Source organism: Rheinheimera pleomorphica (genome assembly GCF_011634895.1).
In the GTDB taxonomy this organism is placed as follows: domain Bacteria; phylum Pseudomonadota; class Gammaproteobacteria; order Enterobacterales; family Alteromonadaceae; genus Alishewanella; species Alishewanella pleomorphica.
This window is the reverse complement of sequence record NZ_SIRR01000003.1, coordinates 431446-455239: the sequence shown is the minus strand read 5'-3', so window position 1 is coordinate 455239 and position 23794 is coordinate 431446. Positions and strand designations below refer to the sequence as shown.

Genomic DNA, 23794 nt, shown 5'->3' with positions numbered 1-23794 from the left:
GGACTAACAGACGATGCGCGTGCCTACTGCTTGCTGACGCATCAGCTTTAACAAATCGTGCGGCTGTTGCCAGCCCGCGACGGTGATGCTTCGTCGCAGTGCCTGAGCGGTATCCAGTGCCGCATCCAGTTTGACTTTCATACCACCTTTAATCACACCCTGCTGCACTAACTCTGCAGCCTGGCTGGCGTTAAGTTCGTTAATCAGCTTGCCTTCACCATCTAAAATTCCCGGTACATCGGTCAACAACACCAGTTGCCCCTGCACCAGCTGGCAAATGGCGGCGGCCGCTAAATCGGCATTTACATTTAATAACTGGCCGTGCTCACCATGGCCAATTGAGCTGAAAACCGGCGTAAAACCGCCAGCCAGTAAATTTGTTAGCAAAGTGCCATCTTGTGGTTTTGCTACACCAACTGCCCCCAGTTTTGTATTCAGCTCAAAACGGCAGCTGTTGCCAGCAGACAGGGTTAAGCCGACCGGTTTTAACGCTTGTAAAGCAGCACGCGCCACCATATGCGCATTGACTGCACCGGCTAAGGCTCCGGCGATCACCGGCATTTGTTCTTCCGGTGAAATACGCTGACCGTCCAGTTTCTCGGTGTGAAAACCAAACTTGGCCAGCCACTGATCCACCTGATCACCGCCGCCGTGCACCAGCACCAGCGGATATTGCTGTTTTAGCTCGGCACACACAGCCAGCAAGGCATCCAGCGCACTGTCGTCCTGCAACAAGCGGCCACCCATTTTCAGTACCAAAGGCGTATTATTCATGGCTCACTCCAGCAAATAGACCTGCAGTTTCCGGCTTGCCAAAGCGTACATTTGCCGCCTGCATCGCCTGGGCTGCCGCACCTTTTAACAGGTTGTCAATGGCCGACACCACTACCAGCTGCTCACCATCCTGCTGCCAGTGAATATCACAATACGGCGTACCGGCAACATCTGCCACATTGGGCGAATGCGATACCAACCGCACCAGCGGCTTACCAGCATAGGCGGTGTTAAAGGCTGCTGATACCTGCTCAGCACTGACACCGGCTTTCAGCGTCACCACACTGGTGGCCAGGATGCCGCGTTTAAAGTTGCCTAAATGCGGTGTGAACACCACTTTGCGGCCTACGTTTTGCTCTATTTCAGGCCGGTGGCGGTGTTTAAAAAAGCCGTACGCATTTAAGCCAACTTCACAAAATGAGGTGCTAAGTGCAGCTTTGCGGCCGGCACCGGATACACCGCTGGTGGCATTAATTACCGGAATGCAGTTATCGGCCACTAAACCGGTTTTAAGCAAAGGTAGCAATGCCAAACTACAGGCGGTTGGATAACAACCAGGTACCGAAATTAACCGTGGCAGTGGCTCGGTTTGCCACTCCATCAATGAGTAAACGGCCTCGGCCAATAATTCCGGGTGCTGGTGTTCATAGCCATAATATTTTGGATACAACTGCGGCTGCTTTAAGCGAAAGGCGCCGGATAAATCCACCACATCAATGCCCTGAGCCAGCAGCAACGGCGTTACCGCCTCACTGGCTTCGTGCGGCAAGGCTAAAAACGCGACATCAATTTTACCGTTTAAACCTGCAGCCAACTCATCGGTCCACGGTTGCACCATAATGTCCAGTTGTTGCTTATAACGTGGGTAAAGTGAAGAAAACGGCTCGGCCGCCCGGCCAGCCGACGCATAAGCCCCTACCAGCTGAAAATAGGGGTTACGCGCTAAAATTACCGCCAGCTCAGCACCGCTGTAACCGGCTGCGCCTAATACAATGCTGCGCACTAAAGAAGAAGATTTGTCTGTTGATAACATCAATTACGGCTCTTAAACAATAAATAACGTATAGGTATAGCACGAAACAGCCGCTAGTGTAGAACGGTCGCCATGCAGTTTCAAGAATTATTATTCTGTTTTTGTGAATTTTTATACAATAACTTTAGAGCGGTAAAGCAAAGTCAATGCGATTACGGCCACGCTGTTTCGCCTGATATAGCGCACTGTCGGAGCGAGATAACAATTTGTCATGCTGTGTTTCACCGGCATACTCTGCCACCCCCATACTGATGGTCAGATTAAGCCCGGGCGCAACAACGCTGCAATCTGCCAGCATCACCGCTTCGCGGATCCGCTCACAGATATCACGGGCAGCCTCGGTGGTGGTATTAGGTAACAGTAGCGCAAACTCTTCGCCGCCCCAGCGCGCGACAGTATCTTCAGCACGGCAATGGCTGCTGATTATCCTAGCCACCAGCTTAAGCACTTCATCACCCACACTGTGGCTATAGCTATCGTTCACCTGTTTAAAGTGGTCAATATCTAATAGCACCAGAGTCAATGGTAAAGCGGAACGGCGCGAACGCGCACATTCCCGCGCCAGGGCTTCATCAAACGCGCGACGATTCGCCAGCCCGGTTAGCGCATCCAGGCGTGCTTGTTGTTCAAATTCCTGCGCTTGTATTTTCAACTGCGCTAACAGCTTAGAGCGCTCGACATCGGCCGCGGTTAAATAATCAGCCTGGCGCTGCAGTTCAACGGTTTTTTCGGCGACCTGCTGCTGTAACTGTTGCTGACGATACTTCAACTGCGCTAAGCGCCAACGCAACGCCGCCAGCAGTAATATCAGCCCTGCGCCAGCCAGCGCAGACCAAAACAGCGGCTGCTGCCAGTAGTAAGGCAAAATAGTAAAACGCAGACTGGCTTCCTGCTCGCTCCAGCCACCCTGCGGATAGGCAGCCGCAACCCTAAGCTGATAATCACCGGGGGGTAAATTGGTATATTCTGCAGTGTTGTGGCTACCCCGGTCGATCCAGTCGTCATCAAAGCCGACTAGTTGGCTGCGATATTGAATGCGCTGCGGCATAACAAAACCCAGGCCGGCAAATGCAAACTCCAGCCGGTTAGCCCCGGCTGGCAATACCAGCTGCGGCTGCAATGGCAACGTGGCGCCATTAACCCGTAAACCTTCTATCACCACCGGTGGTATATTGGTGGCAAAACGCTGCAAAATTGAGGGTTGCACCCAACTCACCCCTTTGGACGTTGCAAACCAAACGCTACCATCCTGAGCCAGTGCAGCAGCGGCCATCGAACCGCCATTAGCCTGCGCACTTTGCATGCCATCACTTTCGCCAAATAATTCGTAGCCTAATTTATCCTGCCGGCCACTGAGAACGGCATTGAGGTTATCGCGCTGCAGGCGCAAGATCCCCCTGTTACTGCTGACCCACAAATGATGCTCTCTGTCTGCCACTGCCTGAAACAACTTGTCAAAGGGTAAGCCCTGCTTGCGTCCCAGCATCGTCAAACGGCCATCAGAAAAATGATACGCCACCAGGCCCCTGTCAGTGGTCATCCACAACACATCGAGCATCGGATCCGGCGTAAAGCCAAAAGCATACTCAGCGCCGTCCAGTCCGCTAAAATCCAAGGCGCTGATGCTGCCATCAGTTTGTCGTATTGCTACCCCGCCGCCGGTACCAATAAACAAGCGGCCGTCACTGTGTTGATACAACGCCATGATAAAGGGCGCCGGTAACCCCTGTTCAGTGCCTATAGCGCTAATGCTGTCTGCTGTAACAAAATTCAGCCCCTGTGCCGTACCAACCCAGACCCCATCGGCAACCGGTAAAATGGCGCGAACTTCGTTGGCCAGCAAACCATTACTACGCTGCAGGCGCTGCACAACCTTACCGCTGTGCCACAGTAAAGCGCCATCTGTATAGGTACCAATCCAGACCGCGCCATCAGCGGCTTCAGTCAGGCTAAGTACCGACTGCCCGCGGCTGTGCGCCGACAAATCCAGCTGTTCGGTCTGTTCATTATTGAGCCGGCTTAAGCCCTGGCTGGTGCCGACCCAGATACTGCCATCCGTGTGCGCCAACACCGCCCGTACATAATCACCCGCCAAACCGCGCTCAGCTGTTTGCGTAACAAAGGGCGCCTCACGCAACCGGAACAAGCCGCCATTAGTACCAACCCAGATACTGTTCTCCCGGTCATGATACAAAGATAAAATGCGGTTATTCGGCAAACCACCCTCGATCGTCAGCTGCTCCAATTGACCATCTGCCAAACGCAGCAATCCCCGGTCTGTGGTGCCAATCCACACTTCATCATTGCGCAACAACAATGCAGACACCGGTTGTTCGGTCAGCTCCGGGTGGTATAACGATATCCGGCTATCCTGCCACTGATACAACCCTTGCTCAGTGCCAATCAGTATACGTTCAACGTCCTGTTGCAGCGTAAATACCGGTAACGCCGGGATCGCTGCTATCGTTTCGATAACCCCGCCAGCTTGGGGGTTAATTACCGCCAGGCCACGGCCTGAGCCAATCCACACCCGGCCGGCATCGTCAACCAGCACGCTGTGAACAACGTCACTGGGTAACCCCTGAGCAGAGGTATAATGTTGCCGGCTACCATCGGCATGCTGATAAAACAGGCCCTGGCCTTCACTGGCCAACCAATAACCGCCGCGCTGATCCGGCTGCACCGCATTTAGCAGCACGTTTAACTGCGGCCAGTGCTGCCAACCCGCCATACTGCGCCGGACGAAACCGCCACGGGAGCCCGCCACCAGCAGCGCGCCATCCCGGTCATGGTTCAGCGCCCGGATACCCGAGTCAGGTAATCCGGTCTCTTCACCCCGGCCCAACACCGCAAAATGCCGGCCATTAAAACGTGCCAGCCCCTCCCAGGTTGCCACCCAAAGATAGCCGTCGTCGCTTTGGCTGATACTGTTGATCGTGTTATGAGGCAGGCCGTCGCGAGTGGTCCAGCTTTCCTGAAAGTAGTTATTGAGTTTAATAGCAGGTGTAGCAGAGGCGATAGCGCTGCAGCTTAATGCGGCCACAAAGCAAACCCGACATAGTAAAAAGTAATTCAGGCAACTGGCAACGTCACGCCAGTTTGTTATCCAATGCATGTCACTCTGTCCCTGCTCAATCAGCAAATGCTAAAGCACTAATTAACGCCAGAGTAGCCTAATTTTCAGCGCCAGCCAAGAGGCGGCTGGCGAAGCTGCGGTAAAGCAACCGCAGCGGAACACAGGATAACTTAACCCGCCATTTGTGGCCGAACACCGAGTAAATGGCAAATAGCGTAACTCAGCTCACTACGGTTTAAGGTGTAGAAGTGGAAATGATCAACACCTTCACGGCTTAATACCTTGACCATTTCCATGGCAATGTTGGCGGCCACCAGATTGCGCGTAGTGGCATCGTTTTCCAGTCCTTCGTAGGCCTTATGCATCCACTGCGGTACTGCCACATTGGTCAGGCTGGCAAACTTTTGTAACTGGCCAAAGTTAGTCACCGGCAAAATGCCGGGAATAATATCAACATCAATGCCAATGGCGGCGCAGCGGTCGCGGTAACGTAGAAACTTTTCAATATCGAAAAAAAACTGCGTGATGGCGCGGGAAGCGCCGGCGTCGACTTTGCGCTTTAAGTTCAGCAGATCAAACTGCGCATTGGGTGCCTCTGGGTGTACCTCAGGATAGGCGGCTACCGAGATATCAAAATCGGCTACGGAACGCAGAATTTCCACTAAGTCTGCCGCATATAAATCCGGTTTTGCTGTACTGCCCGGCGGTAAGTCACCACGCAGCGCAACAATATGGCGGATACCGTTCTGCCAGTAGTCTTTGGCAATGGCGATAAGGTCATCCTTAGTCGCATCAACACAGGTTAAATGCGGCGCGGCAATTAAGCCGGTGCGTTGTTTAATTGATTTAATAATATCGTGCGTACGGTCCCGCTCGCCCGAGTTGGCACCATAGGTCACTGAAACGAAAGACGGTGCTAATGGCGCCAGCCGCTCTATTGATTGCCACAAAGTTTGCTCCATTTGTGGCGTTTTCGGCGGGAAAAACTCAAAACTGACGTTAACCTTGCCGGCAACATCCTGCAGATTGCGATTAATTGCTTCTAAATATTGTGCATTTGCAAATGCCATAACGATTCTCTTGTTGTTACGTCAGGTCAGCCGGTTTGGTTACCGGGCGAATAAGGTGATTAATCAGTTGGGCTAAATCAGCGTGCAGGCCGCCGGCGGTCACGGTTTTTCCGGCGCCTGGGCCTTTTAACACCAGCGGATTGCTGTCATACCAATCAGACTGAATCACAAATACATTATCGCAAGGCGCTATAGCGGCCAGTGGATGTAAAGGGCTCACGGCTTCCAGCGCCACTGTTGCTACCGGCTTGTCTTGCTGCTGCAACGCCAAACTGGCGACATAACGCAACACCTTACCCTCGGCCTGAGCCTTGGTAAAAATCTCAGCCATGCGGCTATCCAACTGTTGCCGCTGCGCCCAGAATGCCTGCCAGCTACCCAGTTCCAAGCCAGCCGGTAGCAGTGGTTGCAGCTCAATATCTTCCAGCTCCAATGCCAGATCCAGCTCCCGCGCCAGTACAAGTAGTTTACGCTGCACATCTTTGCCGGATAAATCATCACGCGGGTCCGGCTCGGTTAACCCCGCTTGCTGCGCATCCAGTACAAAATCAGAAAACGGCTTACTGCCATCATATTGACATAACAACCACGACAAGGTCCCTGAGAAAATACCGCTAACCTGATTAATGCGATCACCGGCGCTGCGTAATTCCTGCAAAGTGCGCTGCACCGGTATACCGGCGCCGCAAGTGGTGTTGCTCAACCATTGGCGCTGGTGTCGCGCCAGTGCTTGCTTGATTTGCTGATATTCAGCCCCCGGCAGCGTTACGCCTTGTTTATTGGCGCTGATAATGTCGCAACCGGCAGCAATAAATTCAGGGTAGCGCCGGGCGAAATCGGCGCTGGGGGTAATATCTACCAGCACCTTAGGCGATGGTAACGCCTGTAAATAAGTGATCAGTTGCTCAGGCTGCCAACTTACGCCGTCGGCCAGCGCCGTTTGCCAGTCAGCTGCCGTTATACTGTCTGCCAATGCTGCCTGACGGGAATTAAGCACCGCAGCCAGATTAAGCTTAAGTGTAGAGGCAAAACGTTGCTGCTGCGTTGCCAGCATAGCGAGAAATGCCGCGCCGACATTACCGCTGCCGGCCACCACCAACTGCAGCACCGGCAGCGGCTGAACTAACTGTTGATGCAATTGCTCCAGCCTCTGTGCTGGCAGCGGTTCTGCCAACAACCAAATCAGCTGCTGCGCGCTTTCGTAGCGGTGTAACACGCTGTGCTGCTGCAATAATTGGGCGGCGCTGGCGCTCAGTGTGATATCAGCGGCTTTTAGCCAGGCCAGCGCGTGGTAACGCCGGGTATCCCATACCGCGTGAATATTTAAAGCCGCCAGATACTCCAGCGCCTGTGCTGCGCACCCTGCCGGCAGTAACCAGCACAGATTATCGCCCTGCTGCGGTAGCGCGATCACCGGTTGCTGCAATTCCAGCGCCAGTTGATCGGCGCTAACAGCGGCCTCCTGATGCAGTGTCAACAAGGTGACATCATGCAGCTCAGTAATAAAACTCTGTGCTGTCCCTTCGTGCTGTACCACGCGGCAGCCGGCATGTTGCGGTTCATAACTGCTGCGCACCAACAGCGCCGTTGTCGTATCGGTTAGCGGTGACAAGGTGCGGGCATGCAATACCGGATTACCCAGTTGCGCCAGTTGACAGGCCTGCTGCCAACTTACCTGTTGATAGGGCAGTGCAGCCTTAACCTTGCGCGGATCGGCGCTATAAATGGCTTTAACATCGGTCCAGATTGTCACTTCAGCGGCATTGACCAGCGCACCAAGCAAGGTCGCCGAATAATCACTGCCATTACGTCCGAGCGTAATACTGCGGCCTTTTTCATCACGGGCAATATAGCCGGTCACCACCTGAATGGCATCGCTTTGGCTCAGCGTACTTAACAAGGCCGCCGACTGCGCCCAATCCGGCTGATGCTGCTTTAAGCGCAGAAAATCGCGCGCATCCAGTGCTGTCGCCGCAAGACCACGCTGTTGCAGCAACTGGCTCAGTAATAACGCCGACAAGCGCTCGCCTATTGCCAGCACATCATTAAATTGCTGTTGTGCCAGCGCGTCGGGTATGCCTGCCAACCATTGCTGCAATTGTTGTGTTACCCGCTTAGCGGCCTCTGCGGCTAAAGTTTGTTGCACTAAGTCAGTCAGCTGACGACACAGAGCCGCTAAGGCGGCATCGCGTCTGACAACCTGATCGGCTGCGGCAATAATTGCCAGTAACGCATCTGTGGTATCGCCCGGTGCTGATACCACTACCCACAGCGACTGCTGCGGGGTTTGTTGCTGCAAAATATCCGCTACCGCAGCAAAACGCGCGGCACTGGCCAGGCTGCTGCCACCAAATTTATGCACCTGCGCCGGTGCGCGCTGCTGTGCTTGCTGTTGAACTAGCATAGGTAATTACCAAAAAGCGCTAAGCGCCGGGTTTAACCGGAACTGCTGTTGTTGTTCATGCGGTTGCTTTACCACGCTGCCTGCTGCGCCAGCGTTGTCAGCCCGGCCGATAGCGTTTGCCACGGCATTAAAGGCGTATTGTAAATCAGCCAGTAAATCATCACTATTTTCAATGCCTACTGATAAGCGAATTAACGTCGGGCCTATGCCGGCCGTTTGCTGCGCTTGTGCGTCCATTGAGGCATGGGTCATGCTGCCCGGATGACAAATCAGGCTTTCAATGCCACCCAGCGATTGCGCTAAAGTGAATAAGCCCAGCGCATTAAAAAACACCGGCAACAGGGCCGCATCAGCGGCTAAGTCAAAGCTGCACATAGCACCAAAGCCGCTTTGCTGGGCTTTGGCAATGGTATGGCCCGGATGCGCAGGTAAGCCCGGGTAATACACTTTAGCAACCAAGGGCTGTCTGGCCAGAAATTCGACCACCTTGGCGGTATTGTCTTGCTGCAGACGTAACCGTGGCTCCAGTGTGCGCAAACCGCGCAGCGTCATATAGCTGTCAAAAGGTGCACCGGTGATCCCCAGACAATTGGCCCACCATTTTAGCTCATCCCCCAGTTGCACTCTGTTGCATACCAGCACACCGCCAACAATGTCACTATGGCCGTTAATGTATTTAGTGGTGGAATGCACCACTATATCCGCACCCAGCGCCAACGGCTGTTGCAGCACCGGCGATAAAAAGGTGTTATCGACCACCACCAGAGCCTGTAACTGTTTTGCCAGCTGACACACAGCGCGCACATCGGTAATTTGCAACAGCGGGTTTGACGGTGTTTCCAGCCAAATCATTTTCGGCTTAGCCGCTGCCACTTTATCTGCCCAGTCAGGTTGTTGAAAATTCACAATAACCAGCTTAAATGCCTGTTTACGCTGCGCTAAATTAGTAAATAAGCGATAGCTGCCACCATAGCAGTCATGCGGGATAACCAAGGTATCATCCGGTGTTAGTAACTGCAGCGCCAGCAAGCAGGCTGACATGCCAGTACTGGTGACGATGGCTTTGACGCCGCCTTCGAGCTCGGCCAGCGCTTCAGCCAGCAGATCGCGGGTCGGGTTATTCGAGCGCGAATAATCGTATTGCCCCGGCTGCTTAAAGGCTTTTAATTCATAGGTTGAGGTTAAATACAGCGGCGGTGTCACTGCGCCAAAGGCAGTGTCCTGAGCTATGCCGGCACGGGCGGCAATGGTCGCGGCATGACGCTTTGACATAGGGAAACCTCATTTAGATGTTTAGACGTCTAAAAGTATAATGATAGAAATAAAGATGTCAAACCATTTAGCCGTCTATAATGATTATTTGTTGCACACTATTTGACTGAGCGGCATAACAAGATAGAATTTCGCCACTTGCGCGAGCAATACATCATTCAGACTACTACAAGGTAAGCATATGGCTAAGTGGAATGGGGAATACATTCACCCGTACGCGGAACACGGTAAAAAATCAGAACTGGTAAAAAAGATCACCGTATCTATTCCGCTGAACGTATTAAAGGTGCTGACAGACGAGCGCACCCGGCGCCAGGTCAACAACCTGCGTCACGCAACCAACAGCGAACTATTGTGTGAAGCGTTTTTACACGCCTTTACTGGCCAGCCGCTGCCTGCCGATGAAGATTTACGTAAAGACAACCCACACCAGATCCCGGTTGAAGTGCGGCAGATCCTGACCAGCATGGGCAAACCGATCCCGGTGATTATTGAAGCCGACAGCGACGAAGAATAAGTTGCTGTAGAGCATAAAAAACCGCCTGCAGGCGGTTTTTTTATGCATGTAGCTTAGGCGCGACCAACTTAGCTCATGGCAGCCTGTAGCTTTTTCATGGCGTTTTTCTCCAACTGACGTACGCGCTCAGCAGATACGCCATAGCGATCAGCCAGCTCTTGCAACGTCAGTTTGGCATTGTCCAACCAGCGGGCACGGATAATATCCTGGCTGCGGTCATCCAGTGTACGCATCGCCGCTTGTAAACGGTCAACGGCAGCGTTATCCCACTGATCTTCCTCAACCCGGTGGGCTAAATCAGAGGCTTTATCTTCCAGATAATACACCGGTGCCGTATAAGCGGCTTCATCATCTTCATCCGGCGCATCAAACGGCATATCGTAGTTGCTCATGCGCGCTTCCATTTCACGCACTTCATGCTCAGCCACACCTAATGACTCAGCCACGTTTTTCACTTCTTCCTGGTTAAACCAGCCTAAATGCTTTTTCGCTTTGCGCAGGTTAAAGAACAGTTTGCGCTGGGCCTTAGTAGTGGCAATTTTTACGATGCGCCAGTTTTTCAGCACATACTCATGAATTTCGGCTTTAATCCAGTGTACGGCAAAAGACACTAAACGCACGCCGACGCTGGGGTCAAAGCGTTTCACCGCTTTCATCAGGCCTATGTTACCTTCCTGAATTAAATCACTGACCGGTAAACCATAACCTGAGTAGCTACGGGCAATGTGTACCACAAAGCGCAGGTGCGACATAATCAGTTGCCGCGCTGCTTCTAAATCACCATGCTGGTGCAGGCGTTCAGCCAGGCTACGCTCTTGTTCCGCGCTGAGCATGGCAATAGAACTGACAGCATGAGTGTAAGCTTCCAGGCTGCTGCTGGCCGCTATCGGTAATGACATCATTTCTGCTGTATCGCTCATTTCTGTGTCCTGTCCTACTTAAGTGCATCGATATTAGCACTCTTTGACAGAGAGTGCTAATTTTAGTTGCGCCAGTTTTTAGATCTGCTTATTCTAAAAACTAAATACTCATAATGAAACGTTATTAAGGGCCGGTCGGTTCAATGGCGCTGATATGGCGCCGCACTGACAAATAGGAACCACTGAGGCCAAGTGCCATCGCCAACAGCATTAAGCCGGCAAATTCAGCCAGGCTCAGCGCCATCAGGCTAAACTCACTGTCATACAACGAGGTAACACTGACAATAGCGCCCTGTAACCACCACAGCATAGCTTCGACAATTAAAAATGCCAGCAAGCCACCAAAGACACCGTACCAGATACCGCCATACAGGAAAGGCCGCTGAATAAAGGCATCGGTTGCCCCTACCAGCTTCATCACTTCAATTTCATCTTTTTTATTCATAATCGACAAACGGATCGTGTTGCCGATAATCAGTAGCACGGCCCCCAACAACAATATGGCGATGACCAGCACCGCCTGGCGCAGTAAGCTGACGATGGCGTCAAGCCGGGTCAACCAGTCAATATCCAGCTTACCAAATTCGACAATCCGCTCTTTGCTTAAACGCTGCAGTAACTGTCGGGCACTGTCGGCATTGGTATTTTTAGGCAGCACCAACAGCACATCGGGTAGCGGGTTATCGGTTAAATAATTCAGCGCGGCACCAAAACCGGATACTGCGGCAAATTCATCCAGCGCCTGCTGTTTACTAATATGTGTTACCCGGGCCACGGCACTGTCGGCCTGTAAAATTTTCTGTAAGCTGCTAATTTGTGTGTCACTGCTACCGTCTTTAATAAACAGGCTGATCTCGGCCGCCTGAGTAAAGCTATCACTGACTTGCTGTACGTTTTTTACCAGCAAATGTAAGGTCGCAGGCAACGTCAGGCTGACACCCAGCACCCCGATAGTGAGAATAGACGCTGATGGTGTACGCCAAAGTTCACCTAAGCTGGCCACAGCCTGACGCAGATGATTTACCCAAAACATCACAAAGCGCCGGCCCAGGCTGATTTTATGCTCAGCAGCACCACTGCTTACCCGGCCAGAGAACAAGATACTCATAGCGGGTCCTCCTGGTACTGCAATAAGCCATCGTTAATCATTTTGCCTTGCTTTAATGTGAGGGTGCGGTATTTCATGCGCGCTACCAGCCCCAAATCGTGGGTCGCCACCAGCACCGATACCCCAACCTGATTGAAGGCTTCAAATACCCGCATAATCTCTTTCGATAAATCCGGATCCAGGTTACCGGTTGGCTCATCGGCCAATAACAACGGCGGTTTGTTGACCACAGCACGGGCAATACCTACCCGTTGCTGCTCACCACCGGATAAGGTATGTGGCAGACAGCGCACTTTATCCAGCAAGCCCACCTTGTCCAGCGCCGCATGCACCCGCTTTACCATATCTTTGCCACTAAACCCTTCAATAACCAGCGGCAGCGCCACATTGTCAAACACGGTATGGTTCATCAGCAGGCGGTGGTTTTGAAAGATAATGCCAATGTCGCGCCGCACATACGGAATATGGGGCCGGCGAATACGGCTTAAATCGACATCGTTAATCAGCACTTTGCCAACACTGGGACGCTCAATCAAACTGATCAGCTTTAATAGCGTACTTTTGCCGGCACCGGAATGGCCGGTTAAAAACGCCATTTCACCTTTTTCCAGCTTAAAGCTGACCCGGTCCAGCGCGACAAAGCCACCGGGATAACTTTTACTGACGTCAGCAAACTCCAACATAATTAACTGTCCCGGTTAAATAAAGCGCGAATAAAGTCCTGACTGTTAAACACGCGCAAATCATCTATGCCTTCACCGACACCGATGTAGCGCAGCGGTAATTTAAATTGATCCGCGATGGCAAAAATCACCCCGCCTTTGGCGGTACCGTCGAGCTTGGTTAAGCTGATGCCGGTTAACGGCACCGCCTCGTTAAATACTTTGGCCTGACTCAGTGCATTCTGGCCGGTACCGGCATCCAGTGTCAGCATCACTTCATGCGGCGCGTTAACGTCAATTTTCTGCAGCACCCGGACAATCTTTTTCAGCTCTTCCATCAAATGCGCTTTATTTTGTAAGCGTCCAGCCGTGTCAGCAATTAACACATCCACTTTGCGCGCCTTCGCCGCCTGGTAAGCATCAAAAATCACCGAAGCGCTGTCAGCGCCAGTGTGTTGTGCCACCACGGGGATCTGGTTGCGCTCGCCCCATACCTGCAATTGCTCAACCGCCGCCGCACGGAACGTATCACCGGCAGCCAGCATGACGCTTTTGCCCTGCTGCTTAAACTGCTGCGCCATTTTGCCAATAGTGGTGGTTTTACCCACCCCATTGACGCCCACCATCAAAATGACAAAGGGGCCGTCACTGTTCACCGGCTGTAAGGGCTGCTCAACATCATGCAGCAATGCCGCCATATCCTGCTGCAGCTTGTCAAACAACAAGGCAGAATCTTTCAGCGATTTTCTGTCAGCATGCTGCTCGAGCTGCCGGATCAGTTTTTGTGTGGTGTCTACACCGACATCCGCCAGTAACAGCTGGGTTTCCAGCTCTTCATATAATTCATCATCAATTTTGCGACCACTAAATAGCCCCGCCAAACCTGAACCCAGGTTCTGACTGGTTTTCGACAGTCCTTGCTTCAGTCTGGCGAAAAAGCCGGTTTTCTTTACCGGTTCAACAGCCACATCGCTGTTAACCGACTGCTCTGGCGCGGCCATCCGGTTATCGGCGCTAACGTCGGCAGTAGCGGTGTCTGGCTGTGGCTCCAACGTCTCCGACACAAGGCTGTTACTGCCAGCGTCTGGCTCGGGCAGCACAGTATCCTGGGCCTTACTGATATCGGAATCGCCGCCTTGTCCCGAAGCAACGTCGCTTTGCTGGTTATCTTTGCCAAACCCCAGCCAGGAAAACAGTTTATTTTTTTTGCTCATAAGCCCAAGTGTATGCTGATAAAAACTAAGGTAAACTTGGCGGTTATACTAACACCTTTGTGTTAAAGGCAAAACGGATTAGATGAAACAAGCAAAAAGCCAACTAAAACGCCCGCTAACCAGCGGCAAACGCCATGCGTCGGTCGCCGGTGCCCCGGGCGAAGTCAGAGTGATCAGCGGTAAGTGGCGCGGCCGCAAATTGGCCGTGCTGGATGCAGAAGGCTTGCGCCCGACCACCGATAGGGTAAAAGAAACCTTATTTAACTGGTTGATGCATGACATTAGCGGCGCCAAGGTGCTCGATTGCTTTGCCGGCAGCGGTAGCCTGGCTATTGAAGCATTGTCACGTCATGCTGCCAGCGCAACGTTAATTGAACGCGATGCGGTGTTAGCCCGCCATTTGAAGCAGAACTTACAAAAACTACAGTGTGCTGATGCGCAGGTGATCAATCAGGATTGTTTAAGCCTGCTAACTAGCGGTGCGGATAAGCACTACGACGTGGTGTTTATTGACCCGCCGTTTCGGCAAAACCTGGCACTAAGCTGCTGCCAGACGTTAGAGCAACAACATTGGTTAAGCGCCAACGCACTGATATATCTGGAAACTGAAAAAGAGCTGCAGCTTACGCAGTTACCGGCAAACTGGCGTCTATTAAAAGAAAAGATAGCCGGCCAGCTGGCATACCGGCTGTATCAGCGCAGTACCTAACATAGGCTAACGCTTACTGCGCTTCGCTGCTATTGAGCTCCATGCCAAGGTTGGTTAGCCCCTGCTCTGCCACCCAGTGTTGCAGCAGCTGGCGCTCGTCGCGGCCAAACTGTTTAATCGGACTAACCAGCGCAATCAGTTCTGCTAAACAGTCCATTTCGTATTGCATCAGCGGATGCTCACGGACGATCTTTTTCAGCTCAGCCTCAGTGGTAATATCATCGTCAATACTGTCATGCTCAATCAGGCGCGCCACGGTAGCCTGGGATATTTTTGCCACGTTAACAAATTCGCCGGCATCTTGCTGTGCTATGCCGCTTAACATCATGTCCAAAGCGGTAGCACAGTCAACTGCAGGGTAGACACCAAAAATATCAAAGTCGCTGATTTGCGGTGTAATAAGCTCAAGCTCTTCAGATAATTTATCAAAGTTAATTTTTGCCTTTTTAACCGTTAACCATTCCCACACCAGGGTAAGGATATGGCGCGGTAACGCCGCATCACCGCTTTGGGTTACTTCAGCAAACAGCTGGTAATTCGGTAACATACGCTCTAACAGGGTGGCAGCGATAGCCGCTTGCTGGTAAAACCCCAGCTCACGCATCGCCTGAAAATTATTGGCTTTTGCTTTCATCTTTGTCCTGAAGACATGACCAGCAGATATCGAAACTTTGATAGTTTAGTTCGCCGCAGCTGCATTGCCACTGTGCCGGTTCATGTTGTAGTTGTTGTAAGTATTGGCTGATTATACGCTGCGCCGCTAGATATTGCTGCTGTGGCACCCAAAGCTGCACGCCAACATCGGTTAACGGCAGCTCACCGGCGGCTCCGGCCAGATACTGGCCGCTAAGCTGCACCAATATTGCAGAGCGTTGCAACAAGCCCTGCACCAGGCCAGCTTCAAAACTGTTTTCAGCCTGATACAGCCGCTGCCAGCTGGTAACGTCAGCCGGGTGCAGCAGCTCCACCTTAGCCAGTCACCTTCAGCTGCTTCTGGGCGTATTCAAACTTCAGTTTAAACTCCATCATCCGCTCTTCCAGCGCCTGAATTTGCAACTGATGCGCTTCCTGCTGCTGCTGCAACTCAGTCCGCAAGGTACGGATCAGCTCGCGGCTGCTGTCAGCTTCCTGCTGTTGTTTTTGTTCCGCTGCATATTGGCGGTTTTGCGCGTGTTCCAGCTGGGCTTCTAACTTCTGATTTTTTGTCTGGCTAAGCTGATGCTGCTCGGTCAGATTAACGTAATCGGCCTGCAAGCGGGTTAGCTCTGACCCCAAGCCGCCGGTTTCATCCTGCATAGCAGCCAGTTGTTGCTGCGCTTCGGCCAGTTGCTGTTGTGCTGCAGCTAACTTCTGTTGTGAAGCTTGTTCTGCCTGTTGCTGCGCATCAGCCTGCGCCTGCAGTTCTTGCTGCAACTGCTGAATTTTTTGCTGTTGCAGTTCATGTGTTTTTTTCCGATCCTGCACTTCCTGCTGCAGCTTAGCGATAACCTGCTGTTTTTCCTGCTGCGCTGCTTCAACGTCGGCAAACTGCTGTTTTTCAGCCGCAAAAGCATCCGCCTGCGCCGCCAGTTGCTGCTCCAATTGTTCCAGTTGCTGCTGAGAGTCGGCTTTAAGGTCATTAATTTGCTGCAGCAGCTTTTGCTGTTGCTCTGTCGCCAGTTTCAACTCAGTTTTGCTTTGTTGCACCACCAACTTCATTTCATGCACAGCGGCCTTAGCCTGTTCGGCGTCAGCGTCTGCGGCCGTCAGTTGTTGCTGCAATTGCGCTACCTGTTGTTCTGCTTGCTGCAGTTTTTCGGTGTCGGCCTGATCAGCCGAAGCCTGTTGTAAGGTCGTAAGCTGCTGCTGAAATTGTTCCAGTTTAGCAGTCTGGGCACTGCGCTCTTGGGTTAATGCCGCCAGTTTCTGGTTGGCCGCGTCTAACTCTGCGCTAACCGCTTTATGTTGTTGGCGCAATTTGGCCAGTTCCTGATTGTCGGCACTGGCCACTGGTACGGCTAAGTCCAGCTGTTGCTTGGTTTGCTGCCAGTCTTTAAACAGTTTCTGATAGGCTTGTTCTTGTTCAATTAAACGCTGCTGCCATTGTTTCTGGCTGTCGGTTATCACACTCGTGGCAAACTGCTGTAACTGCTGTTGCTGGGTGTTTAATAACTGGCTGGAAAATTCCACCAGGCTGGCTTCCAGCTGCTGTTGTGCCGCCTCGGTTAATTCGGCAATAACTTGTTGCTCGTTTTTATTATTGTTTTTTTTCACTGCATTCATTATCAGCTCTCGCTTTACTCCGGCAGCGGTTGCGTTGAAACCTTTGCAAGCGCTACATCTTCTTTAGACAAGTACACCAGCATCTACCTTATCAGGTATTGCAGCGAACGCATACTATGGCACCAATTAGTGTAATATGAGTTGTCACCGATAGCTAACGCTAAAGCTACTTTTGACCTTTTCAACATTTAATTTCTCATAACAGGAACTTAAACATGATGGACCTGACCACGCCAGCTTTACTGTTCCCGGCCATTTCACTGCTGTTACTGGCCTACACCAACCGCTTTTTGGTGTTAGCGCAACTGATCCGCGAGCTTAACCAACGCGAAGGCGCTAATGTCCGCGATATGGCAAAACGACAGATCTCTAATTTGCGTAAACGCATCGTGTTAATAAAAACCATGCAGGCTTTTGGTGTGCTCAGTTTTGTGTTGTGTACTGCCGCCATGTTTTGCCTGTTTATGCTGTGGCAAACTGCCGGTCAATTGTTGTTTGTGATCAGTTTAATTAGCTTATTAATTAGCCTGCTCTATTCTTTGTATGAGATCCAAATCTCTTGTGATGCGATAAATATAGAACTGGAATCACTGCAAAATGGCTGATCGCGGTTAGCCGTGGACGATATGATGGCAAATGACGATTTTTTGTTTCAAAGCGACAACGGCGACGACGACACAAAGCCGGTGAATAACGCACCGCCCTGGCAGGTACTGATTGTTGATGATGATGACAGTATTCATCAGATAACCACTCTGGTATTGAATAACTTTGAGTTTGAGCAAAGGCCATTACAACTGTTGCATGCTTACAGCGCGCGTGAGGCCGAACAGCTGATTGCTGCCAACGCCGATATCGCTGTGGCCCTGATTGACGTGGTAATGGAAACCCAACATGCTGGCCTGGGGCTGATTAAAACGATACGGCACAAGTTAAAAAACCAGCGTATGCGACTGATTTTACGCACTGGCCAGCCCGGAGAGGCGCCGGAAGAACATGTAATACGTGACTACGACATTAATGATTACAAAAATAAGACGGAAGTTACCGCCATCAAACTGAAAACTCTGTTGTATGCCGGCCTGCGGTCATATCGCGATATCTGCATTATTGAGCACCACAAGGCCGGGCTGGAAAAAATTATCGGTTGTACTACCAGCTTTTTGCAATGCAGCACGTTAAAAGATTTTGCCTCACTTATTCTCGGCCAGGTGGCGTATCTGTTGTCTTTGGAGCGCGAGCAAATTTTCTGTTGCGCCGCCATCAATAATGCCAAACCCGAGGGCCTGCTACTGGATGTTATTGCCAGCAGCAACCCAACCAATCAGCGTGCTTTACCTGCAGAGGTGTTCAATAAAATTAAGCAGGTACAACAAGATAAGCAGTCTTATCATGGCGATGACTGCTTTATCAGCTATTTTACCACCCATAAAGGCAGTGAAAACTTTCTCTATGTCAGTAAAAGTAGCAAGCTGGACAGCACTGAGCATCATCTGCTGAGTTACTTCTCCCACAATATTGCTATTGCTTACGAGAATATTCGCTTGCGTGAGCTGATGCGGGATAGCCAGCGTGAGCTGTCCTACATTTTGGGTGAAGCAGTAGAAAAACGTTCGAAAGAAACCGGCAGTCACGTCAAACGCGTGGCCAATTACAGCCACCTGCTGGCCGTGAAATGCGGTTTGTCCGACTATGAAGCTGAAGTCATCAAGTTGGCATCGCCGCTGCACGATTTGGGCAAAATTGCTATCCCGGATCATATTTTAAATAAGCCAGGTAAACATGATGAGGCAGAATGGGCTATCATGCAGCAGCACGCTGAGCTCGGTTACCAGATATTACAACATTCCACTAACGAGATCCTGCAGATGGGTGCCATTATAGCGCAGCAGCATCATGAAAAGTGGAACGGCAAAGGCTACCCACAAGGGCTAAGCGGCCACAATATCCATATTGCCGGCCGTATCACCGCCCTGGCCGATGTTTTTGATGCTCTGGGCAGTGACCGCTGTTACAAAAAAGCCTGGCCGCTGGCACAAATTATCGAACTTATCCGCACTGAACGTGGTCAACACTTTGACCCGGCCCTGGCGGATATACTGTTGAACAATCTGGATGCATTCCTCGCGATACGCGATGCCTACCCGGATTAAGCATAGGAAAAAATGTATGCGAAGTACCCGAATGAACAACGTTTTAATGGCCTGTCTGACAGTGGCTGTGTTGGTTATCACCGGCTGCGCTACCGGCCCTAAAGTGCGTTCTGATGCCGCAGCCAACGTCAATTTTTCCGGCTTTAAAACCTTTGCTTTTATGCCAGAGCCGGCCACCGACAAAGCGGGCTACGCGACCTTAGTAACGCAGCATTTTAAAGATGCCATCAGCGCTGAAATGGCAGCGCTAGGTTATCAATACAGCGAGAGCAACGCTGACTTGTTGGTCAACTTTAACTCTAATGTTGAAACCCGCACCGATGTGCGCTCAATGCCAGCGGCAACAATACATTACGGCTATTACAATTATCGTCGCGGTATCTATGCCGGTTTTCCGCTGTATGCCAACGATGTCGATACCATCCGCTACAAGTACGGTACCGTTAATATTGATGTGGTTGACGCCGCCAGAAAACAGCTGATCTGGGAAGGTATTTCAGAGGGCACCTTGAAAAAATCCGATCTGGAAAATCCTAAGCAGGCGATTGCCGAGGTGGTCGGCTTGATTTTTCAACAATACCCAACCCGCCAGGTTATAGCACAACCTTAAACCAGACCAACAAAAATGCCGCTGTAGACTGTACTACAGCGGCATTTTTTATACCGCATTTGGCACCAGCTGGCGGATCTTTTGCTGCAGCGGTGCGCAGTCGGCACTGACATCCTGCTGCTGGATCGACAAGGTTAGCTCCCCCACCGTAAGACCAAACTTATGCAGGGTACTGCGATTGAGTAAATTTTCGCTGTCTATCAAGTAAAGCCAGTCTTTTACTGTGACGTCCAGGCTGTCGCCATCGTATGGAATACGTAGTGTATATTCCCAGTACAGCGTATTACCGGCCAACTGGCCTGTTGCCAGCCCCACCACATCGCCGGCGCGACCAACAATGCTGCCGTCGGCATTTTGTTGCAGTTGCCAGTGACGCTGCTCAATGCGGCCATCGCTAAAGTAGAACAGCTCGTATAAATTGCCAGTATTACCCTGCCAGCTACCACACAATTCAGCGGTAAAACGTACGCTTTGTTTACCCTGCCAGTCGTGCAGCACACCCCAGGCCCGGCTTTGGCCCTGAAAAAACTGATCCAGCTTTAACAGCGGTGTTTCATTGCTATACTCCGACACTGACTGACTACAGCCGCCCACTAGCACGGCGGCCAGTAGTATTGATAACTTGCCCATAATTTCCTCCTAAACTCTGCACAGCTACGCTGCGCAGCCGTTACTGGCTCATAAAAAGGCAAAAATACTGTGACAACACCAAACTAAATTCAGGCCCGGCCCGACTTATTAACCAAAACCCGAAGAGAATAATAATATCGTGTTTAAACGCAGTGACGACAGTTTAATTGCCAAAGCATTAAATGGCGACCAGCGTGCCTGGCAGCAACTGGTAAACCGCCATCAAAGTGCGCTGTTTTACTTTGGCTTACGCCTGCTTGGCTCGAAAGAAGACGCTAATGACCTGCTGCAGGATGTGCTGATGGTGCTGTGCCGCAATCTGGGGCAATACCGCGGCGACAGCAGCTTTAAAAGCTGGTTATTTGGCATCGCCAATTACCGTGCGATGGACCTGCTGCGCAAGCGCAAATACAGCGACAATGATGATGCACTGGCCGAACTGGCCGATGACACACCGGACTTAGCGCAACAGCTTGCCAGTAGCCAGACGCAACAACAGGTGCGCAAACAATTACTCAGATTGCCCGCCGAACAACGCCTGGTAATGGAACTGAAGTTTTATCAGCAATTTACCTTTGACGAAATTGCCAGCCAACTGGCGGTTTCCAGTAACACGGTTAAATCGCGCTTTTATGCCGCGCTGGATAAATTACGTCTGCAGTTGGAGGACGACCATGTCGAACAATCAGCAAATTTTTGAACTCTGGCTTGAAGGTAAGATCAGTGCCGAACACTGCGCGCAGCAGCTGCAAGACGACCCTGTGTGGTATGGCCGGCTACAAAATGCGCTGGCGATAAATGCCGATGCCAAATTGCCGGCGTTTACCGCCATCCCGCCATTTGACAGCAGCGCCCTGTTTGCCAGCCAGTGGCAACGGCCTAAACCGCAACGCAGTTGGTGGCCACAAGTCAGCCTGGCGTTGTCATGCGCAGCGATGTTGATCAGTTTGTCGCCAGCACAGCTTCGGCTGCAGGATGGCAGTCTGACACTCAGCTGGCACAACGCTAAAGCTGAGGTAGACGCGGCGGTCAGCACAGCCCTAACCGCCTACCAGCAACAACAGCAACAGTGGCTGGCTCAGCAACTGGAATTACAGCAACAAAACACCAGCTCTCAGTTAGTGCTGCTAAAAGACTATTTGCAGGACGAACTCAAACACGACCAGCGCAGCGACATGCTGCAACTGGTGGAGTACCTGAACCAGCAACGCCAGGCTGACTGGCAGTACTGGCAGGAAAACTATCAACCGATGCAGGCCGGTTACCGCCCTGCCGACAGTTACTACTTAACCCCAACACAAAGCGGAGTGGTAAAACCATGAATGCATTACGCCTTACCCCAATTTATGCCGCCTTTGGCCTGGCTTTAACCATGTTGCCTGCCAGTGCGGCTGAGGTCAGCCCGGCATTGAAGAAAAGTGCCGATATCCTGCAGACTATCTTGCATACCGCCTTTAAAGACAATGAGCAGGCCAGGTTATCATCCTTGCAGTACAGCTATTTAAGTGGCCAGGGCCTGCTGTTTCAGGCCAACAGCGGTGGACGACACCTGTTCCACTTTAGCAACCTGACAGTACCGGCAGCACCGGCTGCACCACTGCCGCCGATACCCGGCGCTGAATTTGAGTTTGAATTTGACACCAATGATATAGAACGCTTGACAGAAGCGGCGCAGGAAATGGCAGAGCAGATGAAAGATCAGTACCGCCAGAGCCACAAAGTTATTGAAAAGCAACGTGCTATTGAGCGTGAGTTGCGTAGCACAGAGCGGGAACTACGCGATATAGAATTTAACCAGACCCTGAGCAAGCTGGATAAAGCACAGCAACAGGAACTCAATATGCTGCAGCAAAAAGCCAGGATACTGCAGGAGAAACTGGCCGAAGCCAGTAAAGAAGCCGAGGTTAGTCGGCAACAACTGGAGCAACAACGGGCGAAACAATTAGCGGAACAACAGCAGCAAACGGCGGTGATGCGAAAAACCGTGGGGGAGAAATTCAGCCAGGTGCTGTGTGACTACGGTGCCAGCCTGCGTGACCTGCCGGATAACGAATATATTACGCTGCAGATCAATCAGCGCGGCAGCGATGGCCGCTACTACTGGGTGGTTAAAAAAGCCGATATTAACCAATGTCTGAGCGGTAAAATTAAGGCTAAGGATTTACTGGCTAAAGCCAATAACTATCAGTTCTGAGCTGTGCCGGCGCAAGCCGGCATTCCCCCTGATTAAAAACGCCAAATTCTGCTTTGTCAGCGTGCATTTTTCAGCGACAATAGCGCGGTTCCGCTTCGGAACCCTGCTCTGAGTCATATTCTATGTCTGCTGCTGTCAACGCCGGTGATGCCCTGAATTTCGATGCCATTATTGATGCCTTTTATCAACATGGCTGGGTCTGGCTGCCTAATTTTTTAAGCGCTGAGCTTAACAGCGCGCTGCTGCATGAAGCACAGCACGAGGCCGAGCTTACCCCAGCCGGCATTGGCCGCCTTGGCGATCATCAGTTAAACCAGCAAGTCCGTCGTGATGCAACCCAATGGTTTGATGGCCAAAGCAACGCGCAGCAGCACTATCTGGCCTTGATGGCACAGTTGCAAACCGTGTTTAACCGGCGCTGCTTTTTAGGTTTATTTGACTTTGAATGCCACTTTGCCCGCTACCGTCAGGGGGATTATTATCAAAAACATGTCGATGCGTTCAGCGGCCGCTCTAACCGGGTGCTAACCACTGTCAGCTACTTAAACAGCGTAAGCCGTGGTGGTGAGCTGGCACTGTATAATGAACACGACCAGCTAATCGATAAATTTCTACCCACAGCAGGCAGCCTGATATTGTTTGAAAGCGAGCGCTTTCCGCATGCGGTGTTACCGGCCATAGACACCCGTTACAGTATCGCCGGCTGGTTTCGCAAAAACGCCAGTATTAACGGCGTGCTGGATCCGGCCAGTTAAAACGCCTATGATAAGCAGCATGCGCAGCGTATTCAGTTATCTATTAATCTTTACTCTGGCACTATCCGGCCTGAACGGATCGGTGCAAAGTGCGCATGCCTATACGCTGGCCGATGCCCTTAATCAGCACGTCACGTCTGCTGTGGCTGACACAGCGCCTGACATGCCCTGTCACAGCGCGAAAAACGTCACCGTAACCGACACCGAACATGACTGCTGCGATAAACCGCAACAGCAATGTGAAGGCGACTGCTGCGCCAAGCACTGTGCTACCGGCTCTGCTTTGCTGGCTGCTGAGTTGTTCCGCTATATCCGGCCGGATAATACGATTTCCCGGCACAGTATCAGCCTGCCGCTGTGGTTATTTGCCGCTGAATCCCCGCCACCAATAATCGCCTGAAACCGCTTTGTTATTAAGGTCGTGCCATAGC

The 23794-nt window shown here is 51.6% G+C and carries 24 protein-coding genes; 10 read left to right on the top strand and 14 right to left on the bottom strand.

Annotation, left to right across the window (positions count from 1 at the left end; genetic code table 11):
* Positions 1-3: 3 nt before the first annotated feature.
* The 6 genes from argB to metB all read right to left on the bottom strand — a co-directional run bounded on the left by argB (position 4) and on the right by metB (position 9629).
* Positions 4-774 carry an acetylglutamate kinase gene (argB, locus tag EYB30_RS03215; RefSeq protein WP_166837028.1) on the bottom strand — a complete coding sequence of 257 codons (771 nt, stop codon included), beginning with the start codon at positions 772-774 and terminating at the stop codon, positions 4-6.
* Positions 767-1807, bottom strand: a complete 1041-nt coding sequence (gene argC / locus EYB30_RS03210; protein ID WP_166837654.1) for an N-acetyl-gamma-glutamyl-phosphate reductase — start codon at positions 1805-1807, stop codon at positions 767-769. The genes argB and argC overlap by 8 nt, the downstream gene beginning before the upstream one ends.
* A 124-nt stretch (positions 1808-1931) precedes the next feature.
* Complete coding sequence (locus tag EYB30_RS03205; protein WP_166837026.1) at positions 1932-4922, bottom strand: ligand-binding sensor domain-containing diguanylate cyclase; 2991 nt, start codon at positions 4920-4922, stop codon at positions 1932-1934.
* Between the two features lie 131 nt (positions 4923-5053).
* Positions 5054-5953, bottom strand: coding sequence for a methylenetetrahydrofolate reductase (metF, locus tag EYB30_RS03200; protein ID WP_166837024.1), 900 nt, complete (start codon positions 5951-5953; stop codon positions 5054-5056).
* A gap of 16 nt (positions 5954-5969) precedes the next feature.
* Positions 5970-8357, bottom strand: a complete 2388-nt coding sequence (metL, locus tag EYB30_RS03195) for a bifunctional aspartate kinase/homoserine dehydrogenase II (RefSeq protein WP_166837022.1) — start codon at positions 8355-8357, stop codon at positions 5970-5972.
* A 6-nt stretch (positions 8358-8363) separates the two neighbouring features.
* The gene (metB, locus tag EYB30_RS03190) at positions 8364-9629 is read right to left on the bottom strand and encodes a cystathionine gamma-synthase (protein ID WP_166837020.1); all 1266 of its coding nucleotides are present in this window, start codon (positions 9627-9629) and stop codon (positions 8364-8366) included.
* Between the two features lie 181 nt (positions 9630-9810).
* On the opposite strand from metB, the gene metJ reads away from it, so the two are divergent.
* On the top strand, positions 9811-10146 hold the full coding sequence (gene metJ, locus EYB30_RS03185) for a met regulon transcriptional regulator MetJ (RefSeq protein WP_166837018.1): 336 nt from the start codon (positions 9811-9813) through the stop codon (positions 10144-10146).
* A gap of 68 nt (positions 10147-10214) precedes the next feature.
* On the opposite strand, the gene rpoH is transcribed toward metJ, so the two are convergent.
* The 4 genes from rpoH to ftsY all read right to left on the bottom strand — a co-directional run bounded on the left by rpoH (position 10215) and on the right by ftsY (position 13837).
* Positions 10215-11066: an RNA polymerase sigma factor RpoH gene (gene rpoH / locus EYB30_RS03180; RefSeq protein ID WP_166837016.1), complete on the bottom strand. Its 852-nt coding sequence runs from the start codon at positions 11064-11066 to the stop codon at positions 10215-10217.
* A 124-nt stretch (positions 11067-11190) separates the two neighbouring features.
* On the bottom strand, positions 11191-12174 hold the full coding sequence (gene ftsX, locus EYB30_RS03175; protein ID WP_166837014.1) for a permease-like cell division protein FtsX: 984 nt from the start codon (positions 12172-12174) through the stop codon (positions 11191-11193).
* Positions 12171-12857 carry a cell division ATP-binding protein FtsE gene (gene ftsE, locus EYB30_RS03170; RefSeq protein ID WP_166837012.1) on the bottom strand — a complete coding sequence of 229 codons (687 nt, stop codon included), beginning with the start codon at positions 12855-12857 and terminating at the stop codon, positions 12171-12173. The genes ftsX and ftsE overlap by 4 nt, the downstream gene beginning before the upstream one ends.
* A gap of 2 nt (positions 12858-12859) precedes the next feature.
* Complete coding sequence (ftsY, locus tag EYB30_RS03165; protein WP_410200349.1) at positions 12860-13837, bottom strand: signal recognition particle-docking protein FtsY; 978 nt, start codon at positions 13835-13837, stop codon at positions 12860-12862.
* Positions 13838-14132: 295 nt separating this feature from the next.
* Here ftsY and rsmD point away from each other — a divergent pair, with 295 nt between their 5' ends.
* A complete protein-coding gene (rsmD, locus tag EYB30_RS03160) occupies positions 14133-14759 on the top strand; it encodes a 16S rRNA (guanine(966)-N(2))-methyltransferase RsmD (RefSeq protein ID WP_166837007.1) in 627 nt (208 codons plus the stop codon).
* Positions 14760-14772: 13 nt separating this feature from the next.
* Here the strand turns inward: rsmD and EYB30_RS03155 are convergent, their stop codons facing one another.
* Genes EYB30_RS03155 through EYB30_RS03145 form a run of 3 tightly spaced genes read right to left on the bottom strand, consistent with a single transcriptional unit; the run spans position 14773 to position 17021 of the window.
* Positions 14773-15393, bottom strand: a complete 621-nt coding sequence (locus EYB30_RS03155) for a YjaG family protein (protein ID WP_166837005.1) — start codon at positions 15391-15393, stop codon at positions 14773-14775.
* Complete coding sequence (locus tag EYB30_RS03150; protein WP_166837003.1) at positions 15374-15727, bottom strand: putative signal transducing protein; 354 nt, start codon at positions 15725-15727, stop codon at positions 15374-15376. Before EYB30_RS03150 ends, EYB30_RS03155 begins: the two co-directional genes overlap by 20 nt.
* 1 nt (position 15728) lies before the next feature.
* Entirely contained in the window at positions 15729-17021 is a 1293-nt protein-coding gene (locus EYB30_RS03145) for a coiled-coil domain-containing protein (RefSeq protein ID WP_166837001.1), read from the bottom strand.
* 215 nt (positions 17022-17236) lie between these two features.
* Here EYB30_RS03145 and EYB30_RS03140 point away from each other — a divergent pair, with 215 nt between their 5' ends.
* Genes EYB30_RS03140 through EYB30_RS03130 form a run of 3 tightly spaced genes read left to right on the top strand, consistent with a single transcriptional unit; the run spans position 17237 to position 19784 of the window.
* A complete protein-coding gene (locus EYB30_RS03140; protein ID WP_323601800.1) occupies positions 17237-17626 on the top strand; it encodes a DUF2721 domain-containing protein in 390 nt (129 codons plus the stop codon).
* A gap of 21 nt (positions 17627-17647) precedes the next feature.
* The gene (locus EYB30_RS03135; protein ID WP_241697948.1) at positions 17648-19174 is read left to right on the top strand and encodes a response regulator; all 1527 of its coding nucleotides are present in this window, start codon (positions 17648-17650) and stop codon (positions 19172-19174) included.
* Positions 19175-19190: 16 nt separating this feature from the next.
* Positions 19191-19784 carry a DUF4136 domain-containing protein gene (locus EYB30_RS03130; RefSeq protein WP_166837000.1) on the top strand — a complete coding sequence of 198 codons (594 nt, stop codon included), beginning with the start codon at positions 19191-19193 and terminating at the stop codon, positions 19782-19784.
* A 48-nt stretch (positions 19785-19832) separates the two neighbouring features.
* On the opposite strand, the gene EYB30_RS03125 is transcribed toward EYB30_RS03130, so the two are convergent.
* A complete protein-coding gene (locus tag EYB30_RS03125) occupies positions 19833-20414 on the bottom strand; it encodes a DUF3833 domain-containing protein (protein WP_166836998.1) in 582 nt (193 codons plus the stop codon).
* A gap of 139 nt (positions 20415-20553) precedes the next feature.
* Here EYB30_RS03125 and EYB30_RS03120 point away from each other — a divergent pair, with 139 nt between their 5' ends.
* From EYB30_RS03120 to EYB30_RS03100, 5 genes are all read left to right on the top strand, one after another.
* Complete coding sequence (locus tag EYB30_RS03120; protein WP_166836996.1) at positions 20554-21114, top strand: RNA polymerase sigma factor; 561 nt, start codon at positions 20554-20556, stop codon at positions 21112-21114.
* The gene (locus EYB30_RS03115; RefSeq protein WP_166836994.1) at positions 21089-21736 is read left to right on the top strand and encodes a hypothetical protein; all 648 of its coding nucleotides are present in this window, start codon (positions 21089-21091) and stop codon (positions 21734-21736) included. The genes EYB30_RS03120 and EYB30_RS03115 overlap by 26 nt, the downstream gene beginning before the upstream one ends.
* Positions 21733-22608, top strand: coding sequence for a hypothetical protein (locus EYB30_RS03110; RefSeq protein ID WP_166836992.1), 876 nt, complete (start codon positions 21733-21735; stop codon positions 22606-22608). Before EYB30_RS03115 ends, EYB30_RS03110 begins: the two co-directional genes overlap by 4 nt.
* Positions 22609-22730: 122 nt before the next feature.
* Positions 22731-23363, top strand: a complete 633-nt coding sequence (locus EYB30_RS03105) for a 2OG-Fe(II) oxygenase (RefSeq protein ID WP_166836990.1) — start codon at positions 22731-22733, stop codon at positions 23361-23363.
* Between the two features lie 19 nt (positions 23364-23382).
* A complete protein-coding gene (locus EYB30_RS03100) occupies positions 23383-23763 on the top strand; it encodes a hypothetical protein (protein ID WP_166836988.1) in 381 nt (126 codons plus the stop codon).
* Positions 23764-23794: the final 31 nt, after the last annotated feature.

Excerpts from the sequence above, each read along its gene's own strand:
- argB (WP_166837028.1), bottom strand. The coding sequence starts at position 774 with ATGAATAATACGCCTTTGGTACTGAAAATGGGTGGCCGCTTGTTGCAG.
- argC (WP_166837654.1), bottom strand. The coding sequence starts at position 1,807 with ATGTTATCAACAGACAAATCTTCTTCTTTAGTGCGCAGCATTGTATTA.
- EYB30_RS03205 (WP_166837026.1), bottom strand. The coding sequence starts at position 4,922 with ATGCATTGGATAACAAACTGGCGTGACGTTGCCAGTTGCCTGAATTAC.
- metF (WP_166837024.1), bottom strand. The coding sequence starts at position 5,953 with ATGGCATTTGCAAATGCACAATATTTAGAAGCAATTAATCGCAATCTG.
- metL (WP_166837022.1), bottom strand. The coding sequence starts at position 8,357 with ATGCTAGTTCAACAGCAAGCACAGCAGCGCGCACCGGCGCAGGTGCAT.
- metB (WP_166837020.1), bottom strand. The coding sequence starts at position 9,629 with ATGTCAAAGCGTCATGCCGCGACCATTGCCGCCCGTGCCGGCATAGCT.
- metJ (WP_166837018.1), top strand. The coding sequence starts at position 9,811 with ATGGCTAAGTGGAATGGGGAATACATTCACCCGTACGCGGAACACGGT.
- rpoH (WP_166837016.1), bottom strand. The coding sequence starts at position 11,066 with ATGAGCGATACAGCAGAAATGATGTCATTACCGATAGCGGCCAGCAGC.
- ftsX (WP_166837014.1), bottom strand. The coding sequence starts at position 12,174 with ATGAGTATCTTGTTCTCTGGCCGGGTAAGCAGTGGTGCTGCTGAGCAT.
- ftsE (WP_166837012.1), bottom strand. The coding sequence starts at position 12,857 with ATGTTGGAGTTTGCTGACGTCAGTAAAAGTTATCCCGGTGGCTTTGTC.
- ftsY (WP_410200349.1), bottom strand. The coding sequence starts at position 13,837 with ATGGCCGCGCCAGAGCAGTCGGTTAACAGCGATGTGGCTGTTGAACCG.
- rsmD (WP_166837007.1), top strand. The coding sequence starts at position 14,133 with ATGAAACAAGCAAAAAGCCAACTAAAACGCCCGCTAACCAGCGGCAAA.
- EYB30_RS03155 (WP_166837005.1), bottom strand. The coding sequence starts at position 15,393 with ATGAAAGCAAAAGCCAATAATTTTCAGGCGATGCGTGAGCTGGGGTTT.
- EYB30_RS03145 (WP_166837001.1), bottom strand. The coding sequence starts at position 17,021 with ATGAATGCAGTGAAAAAAAACAATAATAAAAACGAGCAACAAGTTATT.
- EYB30_RS03140 (WP_323601800.1), top strand. The coding sequence starts at position 17,237 with ATGATGGACCTGACCACGCCAGCTTTACTGTTCCCGGCCATTTCACTG.
- EYB30_RS03135 (WP_241697948.1), top strand. The coding sequence starts at position 17,648 with ATGATGGCAAATGACGATTTTTTGTTTCAAAGCGACAACGGCGACGAC.
- EYB30_RS03130 (WP_166837000.1), top strand. The coding sequence starts at position 19,191 with ATGCGAAGTACCCGAATGAACAACGTTTTAATGGCCTGTCTGACAGTG.
- EYB30_RS03125 (WP_166836998.1), bottom strand. The coding sequence starts at position 20,414 with ATGGGCAAGTTATCAATACTACTGGCCGCCGTGCTAGTGGGCGGCTGT.
- EYB30_RS03115 (WP_166836994.1), top strand. The coding sequence starts at position 21,089 with ATGTCGAACAATCAGCAAATTTTTGAACTCTGGCTTGAAGGTAAGATC.
- EYB30_RS03110 (WP_166836992.1), top strand. The coding sequence starts at position 21,733 with ATGAATGCATTACGCCTTACCCCAATTTATGCCGCCTTTGGCCTGGCT.
- EYB30_RS03105 (WP_166836990.1), top strand. The coding sequence starts at position 22,731 with ATGTCTGCTGCTGTCAACGCCGGTGATGCCCTGAATTTCGATGCCATT.
- EYB30_RS03100 (WP_166836988.1), top strand. The coding sequence starts at position 23,383 with ATGCGCAGCGTATTCAGTTATCTATTAATCTTTACTCTGGCACTATCC.